General features: G+C 74.5%; 6 protein-coding genes. 2 read left to right on the top strand and 4 right to left on the bottom strand.

Going from position 1 to position 21,815, the window contains the following annotated elements; translation table 11 throughout:
• Positions 1 to 6: 6 nt before the first annotated feature.
• Positions 7 to 13,806 (bottom strand): SDR family NAD(P)-dependent oxidoreductase, encoded by a 13,800-nt coding sequence (locus tag ACWCQK_RS14615; RefSeq protein WP_451155469.1) that lies wholly within the window; start codon positions 13,804 to 13,806, stop codon positions 7 to 9.
• Positions 13,807 to 13,989: 183 nt separating this feature from the next.
• On the bottom strand, positions 13,990 to 15,714 hold the full coding sequence (locus tag ACWCQK_RS14620) for a fatty acyl-AMP ligase (RefSeq protein WP_451155470.1): 1,725 nt from the start codon (positions 15,712 to 15,714) through the stop codon (positions 13,990 to 13,992).
• 647 nt (positions 15,715 to 16,361) lie between these two features.
• On the opposite strand from ACWCQK_RS14620, the gene ACWCQK_RS14625 reads away from it, so the two are divergent.
• Positions 16,362 to 17,459: a baeRF3 domain-containing protein gene (locus ACWCQK_RS14625; RefSeq protein WP_451155471.1), complete on the top strand. Its 1,098-nt coding sequence runs from the start codon at positions 16,362 to 16,364 to the stop codon at positions 17,457 to 17,459.
• A 407-nt stretch (positions 17,460 to 17,866) separates the two neighbouring features.
• Positions 17,867 to 18,892 (top strand): Gfo/Idh/MocA family protein, encoded by a 1,026-nt coding sequence (locus ACWCQK_RS14630; protein ID WP_451155472.1) that lies wholly within the window; start codon positions 17,867 to 17,869, stop codon positions 18,890 to 18,892.
• Here the strand turns inward: ACWCQK_RS14630 and ACWCQK_RS14635 are convergent.
• Both ACWCQK_RS14635 and ACWCQK_RS14640 read right to left on the bottom strand, forming a co-directional pair.
• Positions 18,882 to 20,906, bottom strand: a complete 2,025-nt coding sequence (locus ACWCQK_RS14635; RefSeq protein WP_451155473.1) for a phosphocholine-specific phospholipase C — start codon at positions 20,904 to 20,906, stop codon at positions 18,882 to 18,884. The genes ACWCQK_RS14630 and ACWCQK_RS14635 overlap by 11 nt on opposite strands.
• 164 nt (positions 20,907 to 21,070) lie before the next feature.
• The gene (locus tag ACWCQK_RS14640; RefSeq protein WP_451155474.1) at positions 21,071 to 21,484 is read right to left on the bottom strand and encodes an SsgA family sporulation/cell division regulator; all 414 of its coding nucleotides are present in this window, start codon (positions 21,482 to 21,484) and stop codon (positions 21,071 to 21,073) included.
• Positions 21,485 to 21,815: the final 331 nt, after the last annotated feature.

A 21,815-nucleotide genomic window follows, 5' to 3' on the forward strand; every position in this document is an offset into this window, starting at 1 on the left:
CCCCCGTCACCGCTGCCGCCAGGAGCGGAACGCGCGCAGGTGTTCCGGTGTGGCCACGGTCTCCAGCCGCTCGTCGTCCTGGTGACCGCCGCCCAGCGCGGCGATCAGCCGGCGGGCCGGCGCGTTGCGTTCGGTGCGCTCCGCCGTCAACCGGACCTTCGCGCAGCCCAGTTCGTCGGCGCGGTCGGCCAGCCACCGGAGCAGGCGTTCCTCGACCCCGCGGCCGAGCGCCCGGCAGCTCATCAGCCAGGCCAGTACGTCGAGCCGGTCGCCGTCGGCCCGCACGGCGAGGAGGCCGATCTGGCCGTAGTCGCCGAAGCGGTCGCGGGCCGCGGCCGTCCACACCTCGCCGTGCTGCCGCCAGCGGGCGAGGTCGCCGCCGTCGGCGGAACGGGCCCGGAGGGTGAACTGATTGGTCCGGCGCACCAGTTGCTCACCGCGGGGGATGTCCTCCGTGGACATCTCCCGGATGTCGAGCTGGAGTTCCAGCCGGGCGAGGAAGTCCTCGAACCCGCTCTCCTCGCGGACGGCGTCCCGCTCCCGCTCCTGCGCGTAGAAGCGGGCCCGCAGGGCGTCCTCGGCGGTCGCCGCGGCCGGGACCAGCGGCCACAACCGGCCGAGGAGGGCGTCCAGTTCGCCCGCGGGCGGGCAGGTCACCGACAGCACCCGCGGCAGCGCGGCCCGCATCTTGGCGATCTCGGCCGGGTTGTCGTCGAGGAACAGGAAGCTGTCCAGGCCCAGACCGAGCGTGCGGGCCGCCTCGGCGAGCCGGCCCGGCTTCGGGCCCCAGTCGGCGGAGAGCACGCTGAAGTGCTCGGCCGCGAGCACACTGTCCGGGCGGTCCAGTACGGCGCGGACCGTGGCCTCGTCGTTGTTGCTGACCAGGACCAGCAGGGCACCGGCCGCCCGCCACTGGAGCAGCCTGCGGGCGAGCAGGGCGCGCGGTCCGGTCAGGTCCACCGCGTCGGCGCCGCTCTCGCCGGCGACGCCGCCCCACAGCGTCTCGTCGCCGTCGACGGCGATCACCTTCGGCGCGGGGCGCCGCACCGCCCGTACGACCTCGGCCAGGCGCAGGGCGACCGCCGCCTGGAAGGGCGGGGTGAAGGGCAGGTGGGCCAGTCGCTCGGTCCGCGCGTCGAAGGGTTCCTCGACGGGGTGGTGCCGGGTCCACTCGTCGGGGCCGAGTACCGCGATGCCGGGCGACTCGGCCAGGTCCGCGGCGACGTCGCGTTCCCAGCGGGTGAACCGCCGCGCCAACGGGCCGCTCGGCGGGAAGCCGACGACCAGCGGCTTGCGGGTGCGCTCGGCCAGGGCGCGCAGCGCGGCCGGGTAGGCGGTGCGCAGTTCGGCGAGCACGATGTCGTCGAGCGGGCCGAAGCGCTCCAGGTCGGTCGCCCGCAGCAGCACCACGCCCACCTCGGTGGCGGGGTCGGCGAAGACGCCGGAGGGGTCCTGGAGGGCGGCGAGCACCTGGTGGTACGGGGCTTCGGCGACGCCGAGTCCGCCGTCGAGGGCCGCCTCGCACAGCGGCGGCAGGTTGCCCAGGGCGAAGGTGGCGGCGAGGGCGAGGGAGCCACGAGACGCGGGCTCTCCGCCGGCGGGGGCCGTACGGACCAGCGCCCGCGGATCGTTGGCCGCCTCGGCGAGCAGTTCGAGGAACTCCTCCCCCAGCCGGGTGGTGCTCGGTGCGTCCAGGATGTCGAGGTTGTGGTCGAGACGGACCCGGCCCGCGTCCGGGGTCATGGTGATCATCAGGTCGAGATCGGAGTAGCCCGTCCCGGCCGGCAGCACCTCCAGGTGGTCGAGGCGGCCCGCGGACCGTACGTAGTTGAAGTACACCTCGACGAGCGGGGCGTCGGGCCGGTGCAGGCCCTGTCGGGCGAGGGTGGCGAGGACGTCGGAGAACATGGCGCCCTTCGCCAGGATCCGGCGCAGCCGCTCGTCCGTGCGGCGCAGCACCTCCTCGACGGTGTCGTCGGGCCGGGCCTGGGCCGGGAACGGCACGGGGACCCCGTAGAAGCCCACCGCCCCGAAGGCGTCGGCGTGGATCCGGGTGTCCACGGGCACGGCGAGCACGAACCGCTCGCGCTCGCGCATCCTGGCGAGCAGGACGGTCAGGGTGCCGAGGCAGAAGGCGGCGGGGGTCACGCCGAGGCGGCTCGCGACCGTCGAGACACGTTCCAGGAGGCCGTCGGGGAGAGCGACGGTGACACTGCCGGCCCGGTAGGTCCGGGTCGCGGGGCGAGGCGCGGCGAGGGTGAGGTCGAGGCGCTCGCTGCCGTGGAACGCCTCGCGCCAGTCCGCGCCCGCGCCCTCACCGCCCTGCTGGGCCTCGATCAGCAGGTCGACGTCCCGGTTGGTGACCGTCGCGTCGAGCACGGTCCCGGAGAGCTCGGCGTCGATCTCCGCGGCCACGAGCAGCAGCGACTGGAGGTCGCTCACCGCGTGGTGGGCGCCGAACACCAGGATCTGGCCCGCCGCCGCGTGGTCGAGCAGTTCGAACCGCCACAGCGAGGTGCGCGCCAGGTCGAACGGCGGCTCCAGCAGCGCCCGGAGCCGGTCGCCGGCGTCGGACCCGTCGTCGACAGGGGTCCAGCGCAGCACCGGTCCGGCCGGTGCGCGGTCCACGCGCAGGTGCCGGGTGCCGTCGGCGGCGGTGACGACGGCGGTGCGCAGGGCCGCGTGCCGGGCGACAAGCCGGGTCAGGACGCCGGTGAGCGTCTCGCGGGTGGTGGGCACGGTGAGCCGGACGGCGAGGCCGACGGCGTGTGCCGCGTCGGGCATGCCGGGCCGGGCGCTGCGCAGCAGGCGGACCACGTCGCGGGTCGCGGGCCGCAGTTGCGTCTCGGGCACCTCGGTGGGCCGGTCGTCCGGCCGCCGCGGGGCCTCGGCGCGTTCCGGCAGAACGTCGGCGAGGGTGCGGGCGAGGCCGCGGATGTCGGCTGCGGCGAACAGGTCCGCGGCGGGCAGTTCCACGCCCAGCTCGCGGGCGAAGGCGTTGCGCAGCCGCACCAGCATGAGGGAGTCCAGGCCCAGTTCCTTCAGCGCGGTGGTGGCGGCGGCGTCCACGAGCCCGCCGGACACCTCGACGACCCGGGCCCGTACATAGGTCTCCAGCCAGGCGACGCGGTCGTCGGCGCTCGCCGCGAACACCTTCCTCACGAGGTCGTCCGAGGCGGTCGGGCCCGTCGGGGCGGTGACCAGGTCGGCCAGGATCGGGCGGGTGCGGACCGCGTCCGGGTCGAGGGCCAGCAGCTCCCGGTCGAGGGCGACGGGGGCGAGCTGGCGCCGGGAGGTGCCCAGGACGCGTTCGAACAGCTCGCCGCCCTCCTCCGGGGAGAAGGCGACGAGCCCCGAACGGCCGGTCTCGGCGGCACGGGTGTCGGATCCTGCCACCATGCCGACGCCGGCCCAGGCGCCCCAGTCGAGGCTGAGCGCCCGTCGGCCGGTGCGGGACAGGTGGTGGGCCCAGGCGTCGAGGAAGGCGTTGGCCGCCGTGTACGCGCTCTGTCCGGCGGAGCCGAGGAGGCCGGCCACGGAGGAGAAGAGCACCATGTCGTCGGCCTCGGGGGCCAGTTCGGTGAGCAGCGCGGTGCCGAGCACCTTGGGCGCGAGGACCCGCAGGACGCGTTCGTCGGTGAGGTTGGCGAGGGTGGCGTCGTCGAGGACACCGGCCGCGTGCACGATCGCGGCCGGCGGACCGCTCTCGCGTCGTACGGCGTCCAGGGCGGCCGTCAGAGCGGCGCGGTCGGCGACGTCGGCGCGGGCGAGGTGCACGGTGACACCGCGCGCCTCGATGTCCTGGATCCAGCGGGCGGTATCCGCGTCGGGCGTGCCCCGGCTCAGCAGGGCCAGCCGGCGGACGCCCCGCCGGACCAGCCGTTCGGCGGCGACCCGGCCGAGGCCGCCGAGGCCGCCGGTGATCAGGTGGACGCCGTCCGGGGCGGTCGCGCGGCCCGCGTGGTCGTCGGGGCGGGTGCGGGCCAGCCGGGGCACGAACCGGCCCGCGTCGCGGACGGCGACGAGGCGTTCGTCGTCGGCGTGCCACAGCTGTGTCCACAGGGCGTCGGCCCCGCCGTCGGCGGGCAGGTCGACCAGCGTGGTCGCCAGCTCGGGGTGCTCCTGCGCCACGGTGAGCGCGAAGCCCCAGGCGAGCGCCTGTTGAGGGTGCGTCACCTGAGCGCTGTCACCGACGGGTTGGGTGCCGCGTACGACGACGAAGAGGCGGGGTGCGCGAGCGGCCCGCGGACGGTCGGCGAGCGCGCGCACCAGGTGCAGGGTGCTCAGGCAGCAGGAGCGGGCGGCTTCCTCGGCGGTACGGATGTCCTCGATCGCGGGGGCGTCGAGGGCGGCCAGCTGGACCACCCGCTCGGGCGGCCCGTCCGCGAAGGCCTCGTCCAGGAGGCGGGCCAGTTGCCGGGGGTCGGTGGTGTCGAGGACGTAGCGGCCGGGTCCCTCAGAGGCGTAGGCCCGGCCCCTGCGGGCGATCACGTGCGGTACCGAGGTGCCCAGCCGCCGGGCGAGGTCGGTGGCGGTGCCGGTGTCGTCGGCGAGGATCAGCCAGCCGCCCGTGGCGGGCGGTTCCTGGGCGACCGGGCGGGGCTGCCAGCGGGTCTCGAAGAGCGCGCCGTCCAGCGGGGAGAGCGCGGCGAGGCGGAACTCCGACGCCTCCAGCAGCAGTTGACCGTGCTCGTCCCACAGCCGCAGGTCGAGGGTGGCGGTGTCCCCCGTCATCGAGCGCAGGGCGCAGGTCACCCAGGCGGGTGTGGTCCGCGGTCCGGTGTGCCGCAGCCGTCCGAACCCGGCGGGCACGAAGGCCCGGCCCTGTGGCGCGTCGCCCGGCAGGGCGGCGGCGTGGAAGGCGGCGTCGAGGACGGCCGGATGCACCAGGTGTCCGGCGGCGGGGCGGGCACTGAGGCGGCCGACCGCCTCGGTGGCGGTGCGGTGACCGGCTTCCAGACCGCGGAAGAGCGGTCCGTAGTCGATGCCGAGGGCGGCCAGCCGGGCGTAGACGGCCGGGATGTCGACCTGCTCGGCGCATCGCTCGCGCACCTCGGCGAGCGATGTGCCCGTCGTGGTCCACGTGGCGGTGACGGCGACCCTGCCCTCGACGTGCCGTTCCCAGCGGGCGCGCGGCTCACCGGCCGGCCGGGAGGAGACGGTGAAGTCCCGGAAGCCGTCCTCGGCGGGCCGCAGCAGCAGTTGGAGCCGAACCGGCCGGTCCGCGTCCAGCCGCAGGGGCTGGACGAAGCGGACGTCGGCGAGCGTCACCTCGCCGCCGTCCTGGAGCGTGGCCGCGGCCTCCAGTGCCAGGTCGAGGAAGGCGGCGCCGGGCAGCCAGACCTCTCCGGTGACCTGGTGGTCGGTCAGGTAGGCGAATCGGCTGTCGCGCAGGTCGATGTCGCTCTGGAAGAGGTGCCGGCCGGGTTCGTCGCTGGCCTCGACGTGGGTGCCGAGCAGCGGCGAGCCGCCGGAGGGGGCGGCCGGTGCGGGGGCGAGCCAGTGGCGTTCGCGGGCGAAGGCGTAGGTGGGCAGACCGGACCGGCCGCCCTCGCCGTCAGGGAACAGCGCGGTCCAGTCCGGTGTGTGCCCGGCCGCGTACAACTCCCCCGCCCTGCGCAGGAGTACGGCGGGCCCGTCCTGCTGCCGGCGCAGGGAGCCGACGCCCACGGCGTCGATCCCGGCTTCGGCCGCGACCGCCTCGACGGCGGGGAGCAGCGAGGGGTGCGGGCTCAGCTCGACGAAGTAGCGGTAGCCGTCGTCCAGCATGCGCCGGATCGTGTCGGCGAAGCGGACGGGGCGGGCGAGGTTGGCGTACCAGTAGGCGGGGTCGAGGCGCTCGCCCGGTACGGGCTCGGCCAGCACCGTCGAGTACAGGGGCGTGCTGGTGCGTGAGCCCCGGACGCCGTGGATACGGTCGAGGAGTTCGTCGCGCAGGGGGTCCATCAGGGGGGTGTGCGAGGCGAACGGGGTCGACAACGGGCGTACGGTGACGCCCTGTTCGTCCAGTCGGCGGCGGAGTTCGGCCAGCGCGTCGGCGTCCCCGGAGATCGCGGTGGAGCGGGCGCTGTTGACGGCCGCGACGAACAGCCGGTCCGGGTGGGGCGCGAGGAGTGCCTCGGCCTCGGCGGCCGGCAGGTCCACGGCGAGCATGCCGCCCCGCCCGACGAGGGGGACGACGGTCTGGGCGCGGCCGGTCACGACGGTCACGGCGTCGTCCAGGGTGAGGGCGCCCGCGCAGTAGGCGGCGGCGATCTCACCGAGGCTGTGTCCGACGACGGCGTCGGGGGCGACGCCGAGAGCACGCCAGGCGGCGGCGAGCGAGGCGTTGACCGCGAAGAGGACCGGTTGCAGGTACTCGGTCCGCTCGAGCGGGGAGAACTCCTCCGGTGCCCGCAGCACGTTGCGGACGGACCAGCCCGCCTGGCGGTGGACCGCCTCGTCGATCCGGGCGAGCTCCGCCCGGAACGGCCGCGACCCGGCCGCCAGTTCCACGGACATGCCGGGCCACTGCCCGCCGTGTCCGGCGAACACGAAGGCCACCTTGCCGGTCCGGTCCTCGCGGGGCGCGGCGACGGGCGCGCGCCCGGACGCCAACGCGTCCAGATGAGCACGGAGTTCGTCGTGGTCGCCCGCGACGAACGCGGCGCGCCGCTCGAAGTGGCTGCGGTGCCGGGCGAGGGTGTGGGCGACGTCGGGCAGGGCCGTGTCGTCGCCGACGTGCCGGGCGAGCCGTGCCGCCTGCCCGCGCAGGGCGGCCTCGGTCCGCCCGGACAGCACGAACAGCCGCTTCCGCGCGCCGGTCTCGGGCCGTGCGGGGCGTGCGGTGGGCGGCGCCTCCTCGACGATCACATGGGCGTTGGTGCCGCTGATCCCGAAGGCGCTGACACCGGCCCGCCGGGGCCGCTCCCCCGTGGCGGGCCAGTCCACCGGCCGGCGCAGCAGTTCCAGTCCGCTGTCGTCCCAGTCGACGTGGCGGCTGGGCCGGTCCGCGTGCAGGGTGGCGGGCAGCGTCCGGTGCCGCAGGGACTGGATCACCTTGATCAGTCCGGCGACGCCGGAAGCGGCCTGGGTGTGACCGATGTTGGACTTCAGCGAACCCAGGTACAGCGGGCGGCCGGTGGGCCGCGAGGCGCCGAAGACCGCCGCGAGGGCGTTCGCCTCGATCGGGTCGCCCAGGGTGGTGCCGGTGCCGTGGGCCTCGACGTGGTCGATGTCGGCGGGGTCGAGCCGGGACAGCTCCAGGGCGCGGCGGATCACCTGTTCCTGTGCGGGGCCGTTCGGCGCGGACAGGCCCTGGCTGCGGCCGTCCTGGTTGACGGCCGTGCCGCGCAGCAGGGCGAGCACCTCGTCGCCGTCCCGGCGGGCGTCGCCGAGCCGCTTCAGTACGAGCAGGCCGGCGCCCTCGGCCCAGACGGCGCCGTCGGCGTCGTCGGAGAAGGAGCGGCAGCGGCCGGTCGTGGACAGTCCGCGCAGCCGGCTGAACTCGACGAAGGTCTGCGGCGTGACCATCAAGGTCGCCCCGCCCGCGAGGGCTAGGTCGCACTCACCGGAGCGCAGTGCCTGGGCCGCCAGATGGGTGGCGACCAGCGCGGACGAGCAGGCCGTGTCCACGGTGAGCGCCGGACCGTGCAGGCCCAGCGCGTAGGCGAGCCGGCCCGAGGCCACGCTCAGCGCCGACCCGGTGCCGACGTACCCGTCGAGCTGGTCGAGCCGGGAGCCGGACAGGTAGTCGCTGCCGAACATGCCGACGTACACACCGGTGGTGCTGCCCGCCAGGTCGGCGGGGACGATCCCGGCGCGTTCCAGGGACTCCCAGGCGAGCTCCAGGAGCAGGCGCTGCTGGGGGTCCATGGCGGCGGCTTCCTTCGGGGTGATGCCGAAGAACCCCGCGTCGAACGACTCGATGTCGTCGAGGAAGCCGCCTTCGCGGGCGTAGGTCTTGCCCGGGGCGTCGGGGTCGGGGTCGTAGAGCGACTCGACGTCCCAGCGCCCCGCGGGGAACGGGCCGATGGCGTCCTGTCCGTCGACGACCAGGCGCCACAGGTCGTCGGGGTCGCCGACGCCGCCGGGGAGGCGGCAGGCCATGGACACCACGGCGATCGGCTCGTCGGCGGCCGTGGCCGGGGTCCGGCGCGGGACGCTCGGGCGGAGCGCGCCGCTGTCCTGTGCGAGCGCGGTGCTGAGCAGGTACGCGGCGAGGCGGTCCGGGCTCGGGTGGTCGAAGAGCAGGGTGGCGGGGAGCCTGGCGCCGATGCGGGTGGCGATGCGGTTGCGGAGTTCGACGGCCGTCACCGAGTCCATGCCGAGGTCGCGCAGCGGCTGGTCGGGGCGGACGGAGTCGGCCGAGCGCAGGCCGAGGGCGCGGGAGGCCTCTTCGCGGACCAGGGCGACGACGCGTTCGGCGCGTTCGGCGTCGGGCAGCAGGGCCAGGCGCTCCGCCAGGCCTCCGGGCCGGCCGGTGGTGCGGGGCGCGGGAAGCAGCGACTGCCACAGCGCCTCGTCGGCTGCCGCGCTCTCGCGCAGCCGGGGCAGGTCCAGCACCCAGGCCACGAGGTGCGGGGAGCCGCGGCGCAGGGCGAGGCCGGTGAGGTCGCGGCCCTGTTCGGGGGTGAGGGCGCGGTGTCCCGCGCGGGCCATCCGCTCCAGGTCGGCGTGCTCGGCGGCCAGTCCCTCGCCGGCCCAGGCGCCGAAGGAGACGGCGGTGCCGGGCAGGCCCAGGGCCCTGCGGTGGTGGGCGAGTTGGTCGAGGAAGACGTTGGCCGCCGCGTAGTTGGCCTGCCCGGCGGTGCCGACGACCCCGGCCGCCGAGGAGACCAGCAGGAACAGGTCGAGCGGCAGGTCGGCGGTGAGCCGGTGAAGGTGGGCGGCTCCGTCGGCCTTGGGGCGCAGGACCCGGGTGAGGCGTTCGGGTGTCAGGTCGGCGATCACTCCGTCGTCCAGGACGCCCGCGCAGTGCACGACCCCGCGCAGCGGCCGCTCGTCGCCGATGGCGGCGAGCACGGCGGCGAGGGCGTCCGGGTCGGCGACGTCGCAGGCCGCGACGGCGGCCTCGGCGCCGAGTGCGGCGAGTTCGGCCAAGGCCTCGGCCGCGCGCGGGTCGGCGGCTCCCCGACGGGAGGTCAGCAGCAGGCGTGGCACGCCGTGTTCGGCGAGCAGGCGGGCGAGATGGCGGCCGACCGCGCCCAGTCCGCCGGTGATCAGCACGGTGCCGTCGGTGGGGAGGGGACCGGCCGGCTCGGTCGCGCGGGCCCGTACGAGTCGCGGGGCGAGCGGCGCGCCCGCCCGGACCGCGATCTCGGGCTCGGCGGGATGCGCGAGGGCGGAGGTGACGTCTTCGGGGACGGCGTCGTCGAGGTCGAGCAGGGTCAGCCCGAGGCCGGGGTGCTCGGTGCGGGCGCTGCGGGCCAGGCCCCACAGCACGGACTGGGCGAGCCCGGGTACGCCGTCGCCGTCACCGGCCGCGACCGCTCCGCGCGTCACCCACACGGTGCGAGCCGGCGCCTCGCCGGGCGGCAGGGCGATCAGCGCGCGCAGCTCGGCGAGCGCGGTGGCCGCCAACTCGTTCGCCACGAGACTCGGTTCCGCGTCGTGCGGGGGGCGCGGCCAGATCCTTACGACGACGTCGGCGTCCGTGTCACGCACCGGGACGCCCGCCGTGGCAAGGGCGCGCAGGGTCGATCCGACCAGCGGGTCCGACGGCTCGCCGCGCACGGTCCACGTGCCGCCGTGCGGCTCCGCCGGTGCCACCCGCGTCCAGGCCACCTCGTACAGGTGGCGGCCGTTGTCCGCGCCGGTGTTCAGGTCCGCCGGGTTCACCGCCCGCAGCCGTACGCCCTCCAGCCGGCCCGCCGGGAGTCCGTCGGGGTCCCACAGGGTCACGTCCAGCGTGACGTCGGTCGCCGAGGCGGCGGTCCGCCGCACGCGGGCGGTGAGGTCGTCCGCACCGCCGGACGGCAGCACGCAGCGGCCCACCGACACCGGCAGCAGCACCCGGGTGTCGGACGGGTCGAGCGCGGCGGCCACGTGCAGAGCCGCGTCGAGCAGTGCGGGGTGGACGGGGTAGGGGTCTGCCACGTCCCGGGCGACGGCGGGCAGCGACAGCCGGGCCAGTAGTTCGCCGTCGCCGGTCGGGACGGCTTCCCGCACGCCCCGGAAGGCGGGGCCGTAGCCGAGGCCGAGCGCGGTGAGGCGGTCGTAGCCGTCCGGGCTCCAGGCGGGTTCGGCGGCCTGCGGCCAGGCGGGCGGCGCCGCGGTCGTCACCGGTCCGGGCGGGGCGGCGGACGCCGTCGCGTGCAGGGTCCAGCCGACGGATTCGGCGCCGCGCGGGCGGCTGTGCACGGTGACCTCGGGCACCGGGCCCGCGGTGCTCACCTCGACGGACACCTCGACCGTGCCGGTGGACGGCAGGGTGAGGGGGCTGAGCAGGAGCAGGTCGACGACGTCGGCCGGGTGGTCCGGGCGGGCCGTGCCGAGGGCGGCGCGGCACAGCTCCAGCAGGGTCGTGCCGGACACCACGGTCCGGCCGAACACGGCGTGGTCGGGCAGCCAGTCGGTGGTGGCGGGCGACCATTCGTCGCGGAAGGTCCAGCGGGTCTCGTCGGCGGACTGGAGCTGGATGCCGAGCAACGGGTGCGCGGCACGGTCGAAGAGGCCGGGCCCGCCGGTGGCGGACTCGGGCTCGGTCCAGTGCCGCTGTGCGTCCCAGGCGTAGGTGGGCAGGTCGGCCGGACCGGTGTCGGGGACCAGCCGGCGCCAGTCGACCGGGCGCCCGTGGACGTGGAGTTCGGCCGCCGCCAGGTCCAGGCAGGAGGGTCCGTCCTCGTCGCGGCGCAGGGAGCCGACGGCGACGAGGTCGTGGCCGGCGTCCTCACCGACCGTACGCAGGGCGGTCAACAGGGCCGGGTGCGGGCTCAGTTCGACGAAGTGCCGGTAGCCGTCGGCCGCCATGCGCTCCACGGTGGCCGCGAAGCGCACGGGTTCGCGGAGGTTGGTGTACCAGTAGCCGGCTTCGAGTGCGCCGGTGACGGGTTCACCGGTGACCGTGGAGTACCAGGCGACGGACGTGGGGCAGGTGGTGACGCCGTCGAGTTCGTCGAGGATCGTCGCCCGGACCGCTTCGACCTGGGCGCTGTGGGAGGCGTAGTCGACGTCGAGGCGGCGGACGAAGACCTGTTCCCGGTCGAGGTCGGCGAGCAGGGCCTCCAGGGGCTCGACGGCGCCGGCGAGGACCGTCGAACGGCCGCTGTTGACGGCGGCGACCGAGACCGCGTCGTCGAGGCCGGCGAGCCGGGCCTCCACCTCGGTGTGCGGGAGGGCGACGACGGCCATGGTGCCGGAGCCGGACAGCCCGGTCAGGGCCTGGCTGCGCAGGGCGACCACGGCCGCCGCGTCGCTGAGACTGAGCGCCCCGGCGACGCAGGCCGCGGCGACCTCGCCCTGGCTGTGCCCGATCACCGCGTCCGGCCGTACGCCACGCGCCCGCCACACCGCGGCCAAGGACACCATCATCGCGAAGAGCACCGGCTGTACGACGTCCACGCGCTCCAGGGAGGGGGCGCCCGCGTCACCCCGCAGGACGGCCGCCACGGACCACTCGGTGAACGGGCGCAGGGCGCCGTCGCAGCGGTCGAGTTCGTCCGCGAACACCGGGTCGCGCTCCAGCAGGTCCCGGGCCATGCCCGCCCACTGCGCGCCCTGCCCGGGGAAGACGAAGGCCACCCTGCCCGCGGGGAGGGCCCGCCGGGGGCCGACGATCAGGTCGGGGTCGGCCGTTCCGGCGGCCAGCGCGCGCAGGGCGGTGCGCAGTTCGTCACGGTCTCCGGCGCGCACGACCGCGCGCTGCTCGAAGTGGGTGCGGTGGTGGGCGAGCGTCGCGCCGACCGAGGGCAGCGGCGGGCCGGGGTGCGCGTCGAGGGCGTCGAGGAGGCGGGCGGCCTGGCCGCGAAGGGCGGGGAGCGTACGGGCGGAGAGCGGGAAGAGGGCCGCGTACCGCCGGGGTCCGGCATCCGGCGAAGGGTCGGAAGCGGTGCGGGCATCGGCGGGGCGACCTCCGGCAGCGGCAGCAGCAGCACCGACACCGACACCGACACCGACACCGACACCGACAGCACGATCGCCACCGTCACCATCGGTATCGGCACCAGGGCCGTCGGCGGCACCCCCGCCGTCGGGCAGCTCCCCCGGTGCCTCCTCCAGCACCACGTGCGCGTTCGTCCCGCTGATGCCGAACGCGCTCACCCCGGCCCGCCGCACCCGGTCGGCGCGCCGCGGCCAGGACTCCGTTCCGCCGTGCACGCGCAGGCCGCCGCGTTCCCAGTCGACGTGCTCGGTCGGGGTCTGCGCGTGCAGGGACGCCGGGATCCGCTCGTGCCCGAGGGCCAGTACGGTCTTGATGACGCCGCCGATACCGGCTGCGGCCTGGGTGTGGCCGATGTTCGACTTCAGGGAGCCGACGCCGAGCGGCCGGCCGGCCGGGCGGCCCGGCCCGAAGACGGCGGCCAGCGCGTTGCCCTCGATGGGGTCGCCGAGCCGGGTGCCCGTGCCGTGGGCCTCGACGTGGTCGATGTCGTCGGGGCGCAGGCCGGCCGCGTGCAGGGCGGCGCGCAGCACCCGTTCCTGGGCCAGGCCGTTGGGGGCGCTCAGGCCCTGGCTGCGGCCGTCCTGGTTGATCGCCGAGCCCTTGACGACGGCGAGGACCCGGTCGCCGTCGCGGCGGGCGTCCGCGTGCCGCTTGAGCAGGACCAGGCCGCAGCCCTCGGCCCACACCACGCCGTCCGCGTCGGCCGAGAAGGGGCTGCACCTGCCGGACGGCGACAGGCCGCGCAGCCTGCTGAACTCGACGTGTCCGCGGGGGGTGACCAGCAGGGTCGCGCCGCCCGCGAGGGCCAGGTCGCACTCGCCGTTCGCCAGGGCCCGGGCGGCGAGATGGAGGGCGACGAGGGAGGAGGAGCAGGCGGTGTCGACGGTGACGGCCGGGCCGTGCAGTCCGAGGGTGTAGGCGATGCGCCCGGAGGCGACGCTGGACGCCGACCCGGTGCCCACGTGTCCGTCGAGCCGGTCGAGGGAGGCTGCGGCCAGGTAGCCGCTGTCGTAGAGGCCGATGTAGACGCCGGTGGAGCTGCCGTTCAGGGTCTGCGGAACGATCCCGGCCCGCTCGACGGCTTCCCAGCAGGTCTGCAGGAGCAGCCGCTGCTGGGGGTCCATGGCGGCGGCCTCGCGCGGCGAGACGCCGAAGAAGGGCGCGTCGAAGCGGTCGATGCCGTCTAGGTATCCGCCTCGCAGCGTGTAGGCCTTGCCGACGGCCTCGGGATCGGGGTCGAGCAACCCCCGCGTGTCCCAACGGCCCGCCGGCACGTCGGAGATGGCGTCCTCACCGGCGGCCAGCAGTCGCCACAGCGCCTCGGGGTCGTCGGCGCCGCCGGGGAAACGGCAGGCCATGGAGATGATCGCGATGTCGTCGTCGGGTCGTACGGGCGGCTGGGCGGACTGCGCCTGCGACGGGTCGAACTCGGCTCCACTGGTGAGCCGTTCGTCGAGGACTGCGTCGGCGAGCGCGGCGATGGTGGGGTGGCTGAACAGGAAGGACGGCTCCAGGGGGCGGCCCACCCGCTCGGACAGCTCGACGCCCAGGGCGACCAACTGCCGTGATCCCAGGCCGAACTCGGCGAGCGGCCGGTGCGGGTCGACGGTCAGCGGATCGAGTCCGGCCGTCTCGGCGACGGCCGACGCCAGCCAGGCCCGTACGCCCTCGGCGGTCGTCAGGGTCGGGTCGGGGGTCTGCTTGGGGGACTCGTTCGCAAGCATCGGGAAAAGGTGTCCTCGTGAACTGGGGCTCAGGCGGCCGTCCGTACGCCCGAGGCGTGAAGGCCGGTGGCGGGGATGCGGGCGCGCGCTGCCCGTGGGGCAGGACGGCGTACGCGGGGGCGTGAGCCGGGCCGCGGCCGGTGTCGGACCGCCGGCGCGCTCGGGGCACGTCGGCGGGGGGTGTCATCGCGGTGCGGGTGCGCCGACCGGGGAGAGGGTGCCGTCGAGGTAGGCGGCGCGGGTGGCGCGGCGCTGGATCTTCCCGCTGGACGTCTTCGGGATGGTGCCGGGGTGGACGAGGACGACGTCGTGCACGGGCAGGCCGTGGGCGTCGCCGATCGCGGCCCGCACCAGGTCGGTGATCTTCTCGGTCTCGTCCGCCGACTCGGCGGGCACCTCGGCGACCAGGACGGGCAGTTCGCCCTCCACCCCGGCGTCGACGGAGAAGGCGGCGGTGCAGCCGGGCCGCAGTGCCGGGTGGGACATCTCGGCGGCGAGTTCCAGGTCCTGCGGGTAGTGGTTGCGGCCGTCGACGACCAACAGGTCCTTCAGCCGGCCGGTGACGAATAGTTCGCCGTCGCGCAGGAATCCGAGGTCGCCGGTGCGCAGGAAGCGGCCCTCGTGGCCGGCCAGGGTGGCCCGGAAGGTCTGGCGGGTGGCGAGCGCGTTGCGCCAGTAGCCCTGGGCGACACTCGCACCGCTCACCCAGATCTCGCCGACCTCGCCCTCCGGGAGTTCGACGTGCCGTTCGGGGTCGGCGGCCACCACGGTCATGCCGGGGCCGGGCCGGCCGCAGCCGATCGCCGCCGCGTCCGCCGCACCGGCGTGCGGTCCGAGACCGTCGGCGGCGAGGAGGACCGGCGCGGTGCCGACCGTGCCGCCGGTGACCATCACGGTGGCCTCGGCCAGGCCGTAGCACGGATAGAAGGCCTCGCGGCGGAAGCCCGCCGGGGCGAACGTCCCGGTGAATCGCCGCAGGGTGGCGGCGCGCACGGGTTCGGCGCCGTTGAAGGCGACCTTCCACGAACTCAGGTCGAGGGCGTCGACGAGTTCGGGGGTGGCGTGCTTCAGGCACAGCTCGTAGGCGAAGTTGGGGCCGCCGCTGGTGTGCGGGCGGTAGCGGCTGATCGCGGTGAGCCAGCGCTCGGGCCGCTGAAGGAAGTGCAGCGGCGAGAAGAGCGTGGCGGTCACCCCGAGGTAGACGGTGTTCAGGACCGGGCCGATGAGGCCCATGTCGTGATAGGTCGGCAGCCAGCTGAGGAGCAGTTCGCCGTCGTACTCCTCGATGGTGTCGGGGGTGTGGCCCATCCGTTCGGTGATGACCCGCTCGTTGTCGAGCAGGTTCCCGTGGGTCACGGCCACGCCCTTGGGGGCGGAGGTGGAGCCGGAGGTGTACTGGAGGAACGCGACCGAGTCGGCGCCGAGGTCGGGCTCGGTCCAGGAGTCCGCCGCGTCGTCGGGTATGTCCTCGGTCACCACGAAGGTGAGGTCGGCGAGTTCGGGCAGGTGCCGGGCCATGTCGGCCAGGGCGGCGACGACTTCGCGGTCGCCCAGGATCACCCTGGCGTCGGCGTCGGCGATCAGACGCTTCATCCGGGTCAGGGCGCGGTGGTTCTGTGTCCGGCCCCGCGGCGGCACGCCCGGTACGGCGATCACGCCGGCCGAGAGGCAGCCCAGGTAGCCGGAGATGAACTCCAGGCCGGGCGGGTAGAGCAGCATGGCGCGGGAGCCGGCCAGGCCGCGGTCCTGGAGCCAGGCGGCGACGGCCCGGGAACGGCGGGCCAGGCGGGCGTAGGAGATGTCCGCTGTCTCTCCGTCACTGTCACCCGTGACGAGGTAGCGGTAGGCGATGCGGTCGGGCCGTTGCGAGGCGTGCGTGGTCAGGACATCAACCAGGGAACGAGCCATGTGACGAGATTCACCTGTCCGAATCAATGAGAAGGGAACTGGAGTTCGAGAGTCGCGTGCCGCCGGTCCGCGGAATTCGCTGTCGATCCGGCCCCCTTGCCGGATCACCCCTCTCGACAACCCGCCCGGGAAGTCGCGGCATCACGGCCGCCCACTCCCCACGTCCCCCGCTCGGCGTGTTACCAACGGGTAGACCATAGCGCGTCTGTTCGCCCGGAAGGCCGGACTCGTGTAAACCCTGCGTGTCGGCCAACTGGCCCGTGACCAGTGCTAATTGCGCGTTAAACCGTTCGTGTCGACGGATGTGCGCGGGCGTGCGCACGGGCCGTCGGAACTCGACAGAGTCCCGCACGATCGGACAGGCCACGCGGCGAAGCGACCCGGCCGGCCCGGCAGGAAGAGCGTCAAGGCAATCCGGCAGGGCGAGCGGCAGAGCAACGCGGCGGGGAGAACACGGCCCTCCGACCACGGAACGGACGACCAAGGTGGTCAAGGTCGGCACGGCCCGGCCTCGCCTCACCCACACGGGTGACCGCGAGCGACACCGGCAGCGGGCACCGCCAGCTGACACTGACAGCGAAATGCCCGGGATGATCCGCTTCACTCCCCCAAATGCCTGATACGCCGATCGGCCCTATCGTTCTGTTATGGAGCACGCACTCAGTCCCGCGACCCTCACCGAGCTGCGTCGGCCCCGCCCGTACCCGGCGGTGTCCGTCCTGACCCCGACCCACCGCCGCGAGCCCGGCAGCACCCAGGATCCGGTCCGCCTGCGCAATGTGCTGGCCGAGGCCAAACGACAGCTGGAGTCCGATCCCGCGGTCACCCGGGAGCGGCGCACGGAAGTGGTCGACCAGCTGGACCGGGCGCTGGCCGAGGTCGACCTCGCGCACGCCGAGGACGGCCTGGTGATCTTCGCCGCCCCGGGTGAGCACCAGGTGTGGTCGCTGGCCCGCGCGGTGCCGGAACGGGTGGTCCTCTCGGACACCTTCCTCACCCGCAACCTGGTCTCCGCGCAGGCCGCCGAGCGGCCCTTCTGGGTGCTGTCGGTCTCGGCGGACCGCGTCACGCTCTGGAACGGCGGCGTCGACCGCGTGGCCGAGGAACACCTCGGTGGCTTCCCGCTGACGCGGAGCAGCGAGAACTTCGACGCCGAGCGCCAGCAGCGGATCGGCGACCTGCCCAGCACCTTCCGCGACGAGGACACCCGCCACTTCCTGCGCGAGGCGGACACCGCGATGGGCAGGATCCTGCGCGGCGATCCGCGTCCGCTGTACGTCACCGGCGAGCAGGCGGCGCTGTCCCTGCTCGACGAGATCGCCGGCAGCGCCAGCGGGGACGCGGTGCACATCCCGCACGGCGGTCTGGCGCACGGCTCCCCCGAGGCGGTGTGGCAGGCCGTACGTCCCCTGGTGGCCGCCGAGGGCCGCAAGGGCGTGGACAACGTGCACCGGGAGCTCGAATCCGCCCGGGGCCGGAAGGAGTTCGTGGCCGGGGTGGACGAGGTCTGGCGCAACGCCCGGGAGGCGCGGATCCGGCTGCTCGCCGTCGAGGAGAACTACCGCGTCACGATGCGCGACGACGGTGACCATCTGATCCCGGCCGTGAGCGGCGATCTGGACGCCCGCGAGGACATCGTGGACGAGATCGTCGAGCAGTGCCTGGAGACGGGCGCGCAGGTGCGCTTCGTACCGGACGGCACCCTGGGTGACGCCCAGGGGATCGCGGGCGTGCTGCGCTACTGAGCCGGGTCCCCGCGCCCGGGCCCTCTTGACGACCATGAAACGCTGGTCGCCGTGGAGTCGCCCGAGCCGCCCCGGTGCGAACCGCCCGCGGACCTCGGTCCCGGCGCCGTGTTCGCGTGCCGGAACGCCGTGTCCGCGCGCCGGTCACCGGCGTCCCGAGCCCGCCCCGGCCGCCCGGTCGCGGCGCTCCCCGGCGCCCATGGCCTTCCCGCACGAGTGACCCTGCCCGGCGCAGTCGGCTTCGACGCGCCGGGCAGAGCCGCGTGGCGCGCCCGCCGGGAGGCCCGCTCGTCGTGGCCGGCCGGGCACGGCCGGCACCACCGGGCCGGCCTGATCGACGTACGTGACGTTCCGCGCCGGACCGCTCCGACGGGTGCGCGCGGGGCTCGGAGAGGAGGGGACGCATCGTGTCCGAACCGCTGGGAGTAGCCGTCCTGGGTGCCGGCCACATGGGGGCCGACCACATACGACGCCTCGATCAGGTGGTGAGCGGGGCGCGGGTGGCCGCCGTGGCCGATCCCGACTCGGCACGGGCGAAGGAGGCGGTCGCGGGCCTGGACGGCGTCTCGGTGCACACGGAGGCGGAGGCCGCCCTCGCCGCGCCCGGGGTCGAGGCCGTGCTCATCGCCTCGCCGGGTCCGGCACACGAGGAGGCGCTGCTCGCCGCGTTCGCCCGGGGACTGCCGGTGCTGTGCGAGAAGCCGATGGTGCCCGAGTCCGCCGGAGCGCTGCGCGTGGTCGAGGCGGAGGCACGGCTGGGCCGCAGGCTGGCCCAGATCGGGTTCATGCGGCGCTACGACGCCGAGTACGAGCGGCTCAAGTCCCTGCTGGACGGCGGGCGGCTGGGTCGGACGCTGATGCTGCACTGCGTCCACCGCAACGTCTCCTCCCCGCCCGGCTTCACCAGTGCCATGCTGATCGACAGCTCCGTGTCGCACGAGATCGACGCGGCCCGCTGGCTGCTGGACCAGGAACTGACCGCGGTCAGCGTGTTCCGGCCCCGGCCCGCCTCGGGCGCTCCGCAGGGCCTGCTGGACCCGCAGTTCGTGCTCTTCGAGACCGACGGGGGCGCGCTGGTCGACGTGGAGGTCTTCGTCAACTGCGGCTTCGGCTACCAGGTGCGCTGCGAGGCGGTCTGCGAGACGGGCAGCGCCCGGATCGGCGAGGAGCACACGATGGCGGTGACGGCCGGGGGCTCCCTCGCCCAGGACGTGCCGCCGGACTACCTCGTGCGGTTCGCGGACGCCTACGACCGGGAGGTGCGGGCCTGGGTCGAGGCGACCCGGCGCGGACGGGTCACCGGCGCGAGCGCCTGGGACGGCTACGCGGCCTCGGTCGTCGCCGAGGCCGGGGTCCGGGCGCTGGAGAGCGGCGGCCGGGAGGCCGTCGAACTGGCCCCGCGCCCGGACCTGTACGCCGGCGTCAGCCGCTGACGCTCGCCGCTCCGGTCTCCAGGTGGCCGGTGAAGCGGCGTGACCAGGTGGCGTCGGCGTCGACGGTGACCGTGAGGTCGTACCAGCCGTCCTGGTACGCGACCACGTTGAAGAAGTCCTCCGTCGAGGCGCCCGCCGCGACCGGGTAGGTCCACGGTCCGTCGCCGCGGTAGTGGTTGGCGGTGATCGTGAACGTCATCGCGGCGGCGGAGGAGTTGGTCATCTTCAGCCAGAAGGCCTGCTTCCCGGTGCCGGACTCGACGGCGTAGCGGGTGCGGACCTCGGCGGACTTCCCCGCCTTGGTCGCGTCGCCCCGGAAGCGGCGCAGGAAGCGGTTGGGGCCGGTCATGGTCAGGTCGTACTTGCCGTCTCCGTAGCCCGTGCCGATGTTGAAGGAGTCGGACGCGGTGCCGCCCGCGTCGACCGTGTACTGCCAGGGCGTGGTGTCGCGGTAGGCGTTGGGGTGGATCGAGAAGTGGGCCGCCCGGGTGGCCGGGGCGCCCTGGTTGGCCATGGTGAACCAGGCGAGGATCTTGCCGCCCGCGCCGAACTCCAGGCGCTCCAGGTGGCCGCCGGGCTGGTAGGGCAGCGCGCGGGCGGGCCGGGTGCCGGGCTCCTGCGCGGGCAGCGCGTTGGTGGTGGGCACCGGGTTGGGCAGCGGGCCGCAGGTGGCGAGGCCGATGACGCTCGTGGCGGGCAGGGCGACGGCGCCGTACACCGGGTGGGCGAAGTCGAAGACGCCGGTGAGGTCGCCGCTCACCTTGCGGCGCCAGGCGCCGATGTTGGGGCAGGCGGCGGGCTTGCCCAGGGCCGCCGTCCAGGTCTCCAGGAACCGCAGGACCGAGGTGTGTTCGAAGACCTCGGAGGACACCCAGCCGCCACGGGTCCAGGGCGAGACCACGATCATGGGGACCCGGAACCCGAAGCCGTACGGAACGCCGTTGAGGAACTCCCCGGCGGTTCCGGCGGGCGGGGCCGGCGGCGGTACGTGGTCGAAGAAGCCGTCGTTCTCGTCGTAGTTGAGGAACAGGACGGTGGAGTCGAGGACGTCGGGGTCCGCGGCCAGGGCCTGGTAGACGAGGTGCACGAAGTGGGCGCCGTCGCCGGGCGGAGCGTACGGGTGCTCGGAGAAGGCCTGGTTGGGGACCACCCAGGAGACCTGCGGGAGCGTGCCCGCGACGACGTCGGCCTTGATGGCGGCGGCGATGTCGTCGGGGGTCGAGCCGGTGACGCGGGGGACGGAGGACATGCCCCGGTCGTGGAGCGGGTTGCCCGCCGGGGCGCTCGTGAACGCCTTGAAGTAAGCGCAGCCGTTGTCTCCGTAGTTGTCCTGCGCGTTCTGGTAGACCTTCCAGGTCACCCCGGCGTTCTGGAGCGCCTCCGCGTAGTTCTGCCAGGTCAGGCCGGACTCGTCGCCGCCGTCGTAGCTCGAGGCGTCGACCTTGCCGCTCCACAGGAAGGTGCGGTTGGGTCCGGTCGCGCTGAGCGTGGAGCAGAAGTAGGCGTCGCAGATGGTGTAGTTGTCGGCGAGCGCGTAGTGGAAGGGAATGTCGGAGCGGTCCAGGTAGCCGAGGGAGCGGACGTTGCCCACGCCCGACACCCACTTGTCCAGGCGCCCCTTGTTCCAGGCCGCGTGCTGCGAGGACCACGAGTGCGGCAGATCGCCGTTGCACTGCGCGAGGGTCTCGCCGTCCGCGCCGCCCGCCGGCGGGGTGGCGCTGAGCTTCCACGGGTACTGGCGGCCGGTGCCGTTCGGCTGTTCGAAGACGGTACGGCCGCCGGCGAGCGTGATGCCGCTGCGGTCGTCGAAGCCGCGCACTCCCTTCAGCCGCCCGAAGTAGTGGTCGAAACTGCGGTTCTCCTGCATGAGGATCACCACGTGGCGCACGTCGGAGATCGTGCCGGTGGCCGCCGCCCGGGCCGCGGCGGCCGTGCCGGTCCCCGGTCCCATCGCCATGCCCGCCGCCATGGAAGCGCCGAGCCCCACGAAGCCTCTTCGGCTGATCGGTGTCATTCGCCCCGCCCTCGTCGCCGGAGTGCCCGTGCGGCACACCGCGCGCAAGGGTGCACGGGGCGTTCGTCATGGCTCATGCCTCCGCGGTGAGGCGGAGGTGAACAGAAGTCGAAAGCGTTGCCCCGCCGGGGCGGAGCGCGCTCGGACGGTACGGAAGTGCCCGCTCAGGCGGTGCGGAAGAGCTCGCTCAGGCCCTCGTCGACGGCGGCGGCGAGGTCCTCCTCGCCGGGCGCGACGACCGCGTAGGTGCGGATCAGGAAGCGGTGCAGCGCCGGGGTGTCGAACTGGAGCAGGGCCATCCCGTGCGGCGAGTGGAACTCCAGGACCGTACGGGCCCGGCCGCACGGCCAGATGTGCACGTCACCGCCGCCGGCCGGGCCCCGCAGCCCGGCCTCCAGCAGCGTACGACCGAAGGTCCAGGTGGCCCCCTCGCCGTCGAGGGAGACCTCGGGCGGGAAGTCGACGTGCACGGCGAGCGGGTCGGTGGCGGTGTAGCGGAAGACCGCGGGGACGGGCAGCTCCTGCTGCTCGGCGGTGATCAGGCGTCCGTGGCTGGGCTGTTCGACGGTGACGTCCATGGTCGGTCTCCCCCGGGTGATCGGCCGGCCTGTCGGCCGGATAGCCGTGTTGTCTTTACGACCCCGCAAGGGGCCTCTGCATTACGCGGAACCGGTAACAATTTGATGTGACCTGCGTCACTAGGGGCACGGTCCGCGTATCCGTAGAACAGAAGGGCGTCGAACAGATGGATGAGCGCGGCTCACGAGTGCCGACACTCCGTCAGATGTCGTACCTGGCCTACGACTTGTTCCCCAGATCACGTACATCATTCCCCCCGCCCCACTCCGACGGAGAGACTGTGGCATATGCCAGAAGCACCACCGGATCGGGTGTTGCCGAATCTCTTAC

Source organism: Streptomyces sp. NPDC002306, from assembly GCF_053593435.1.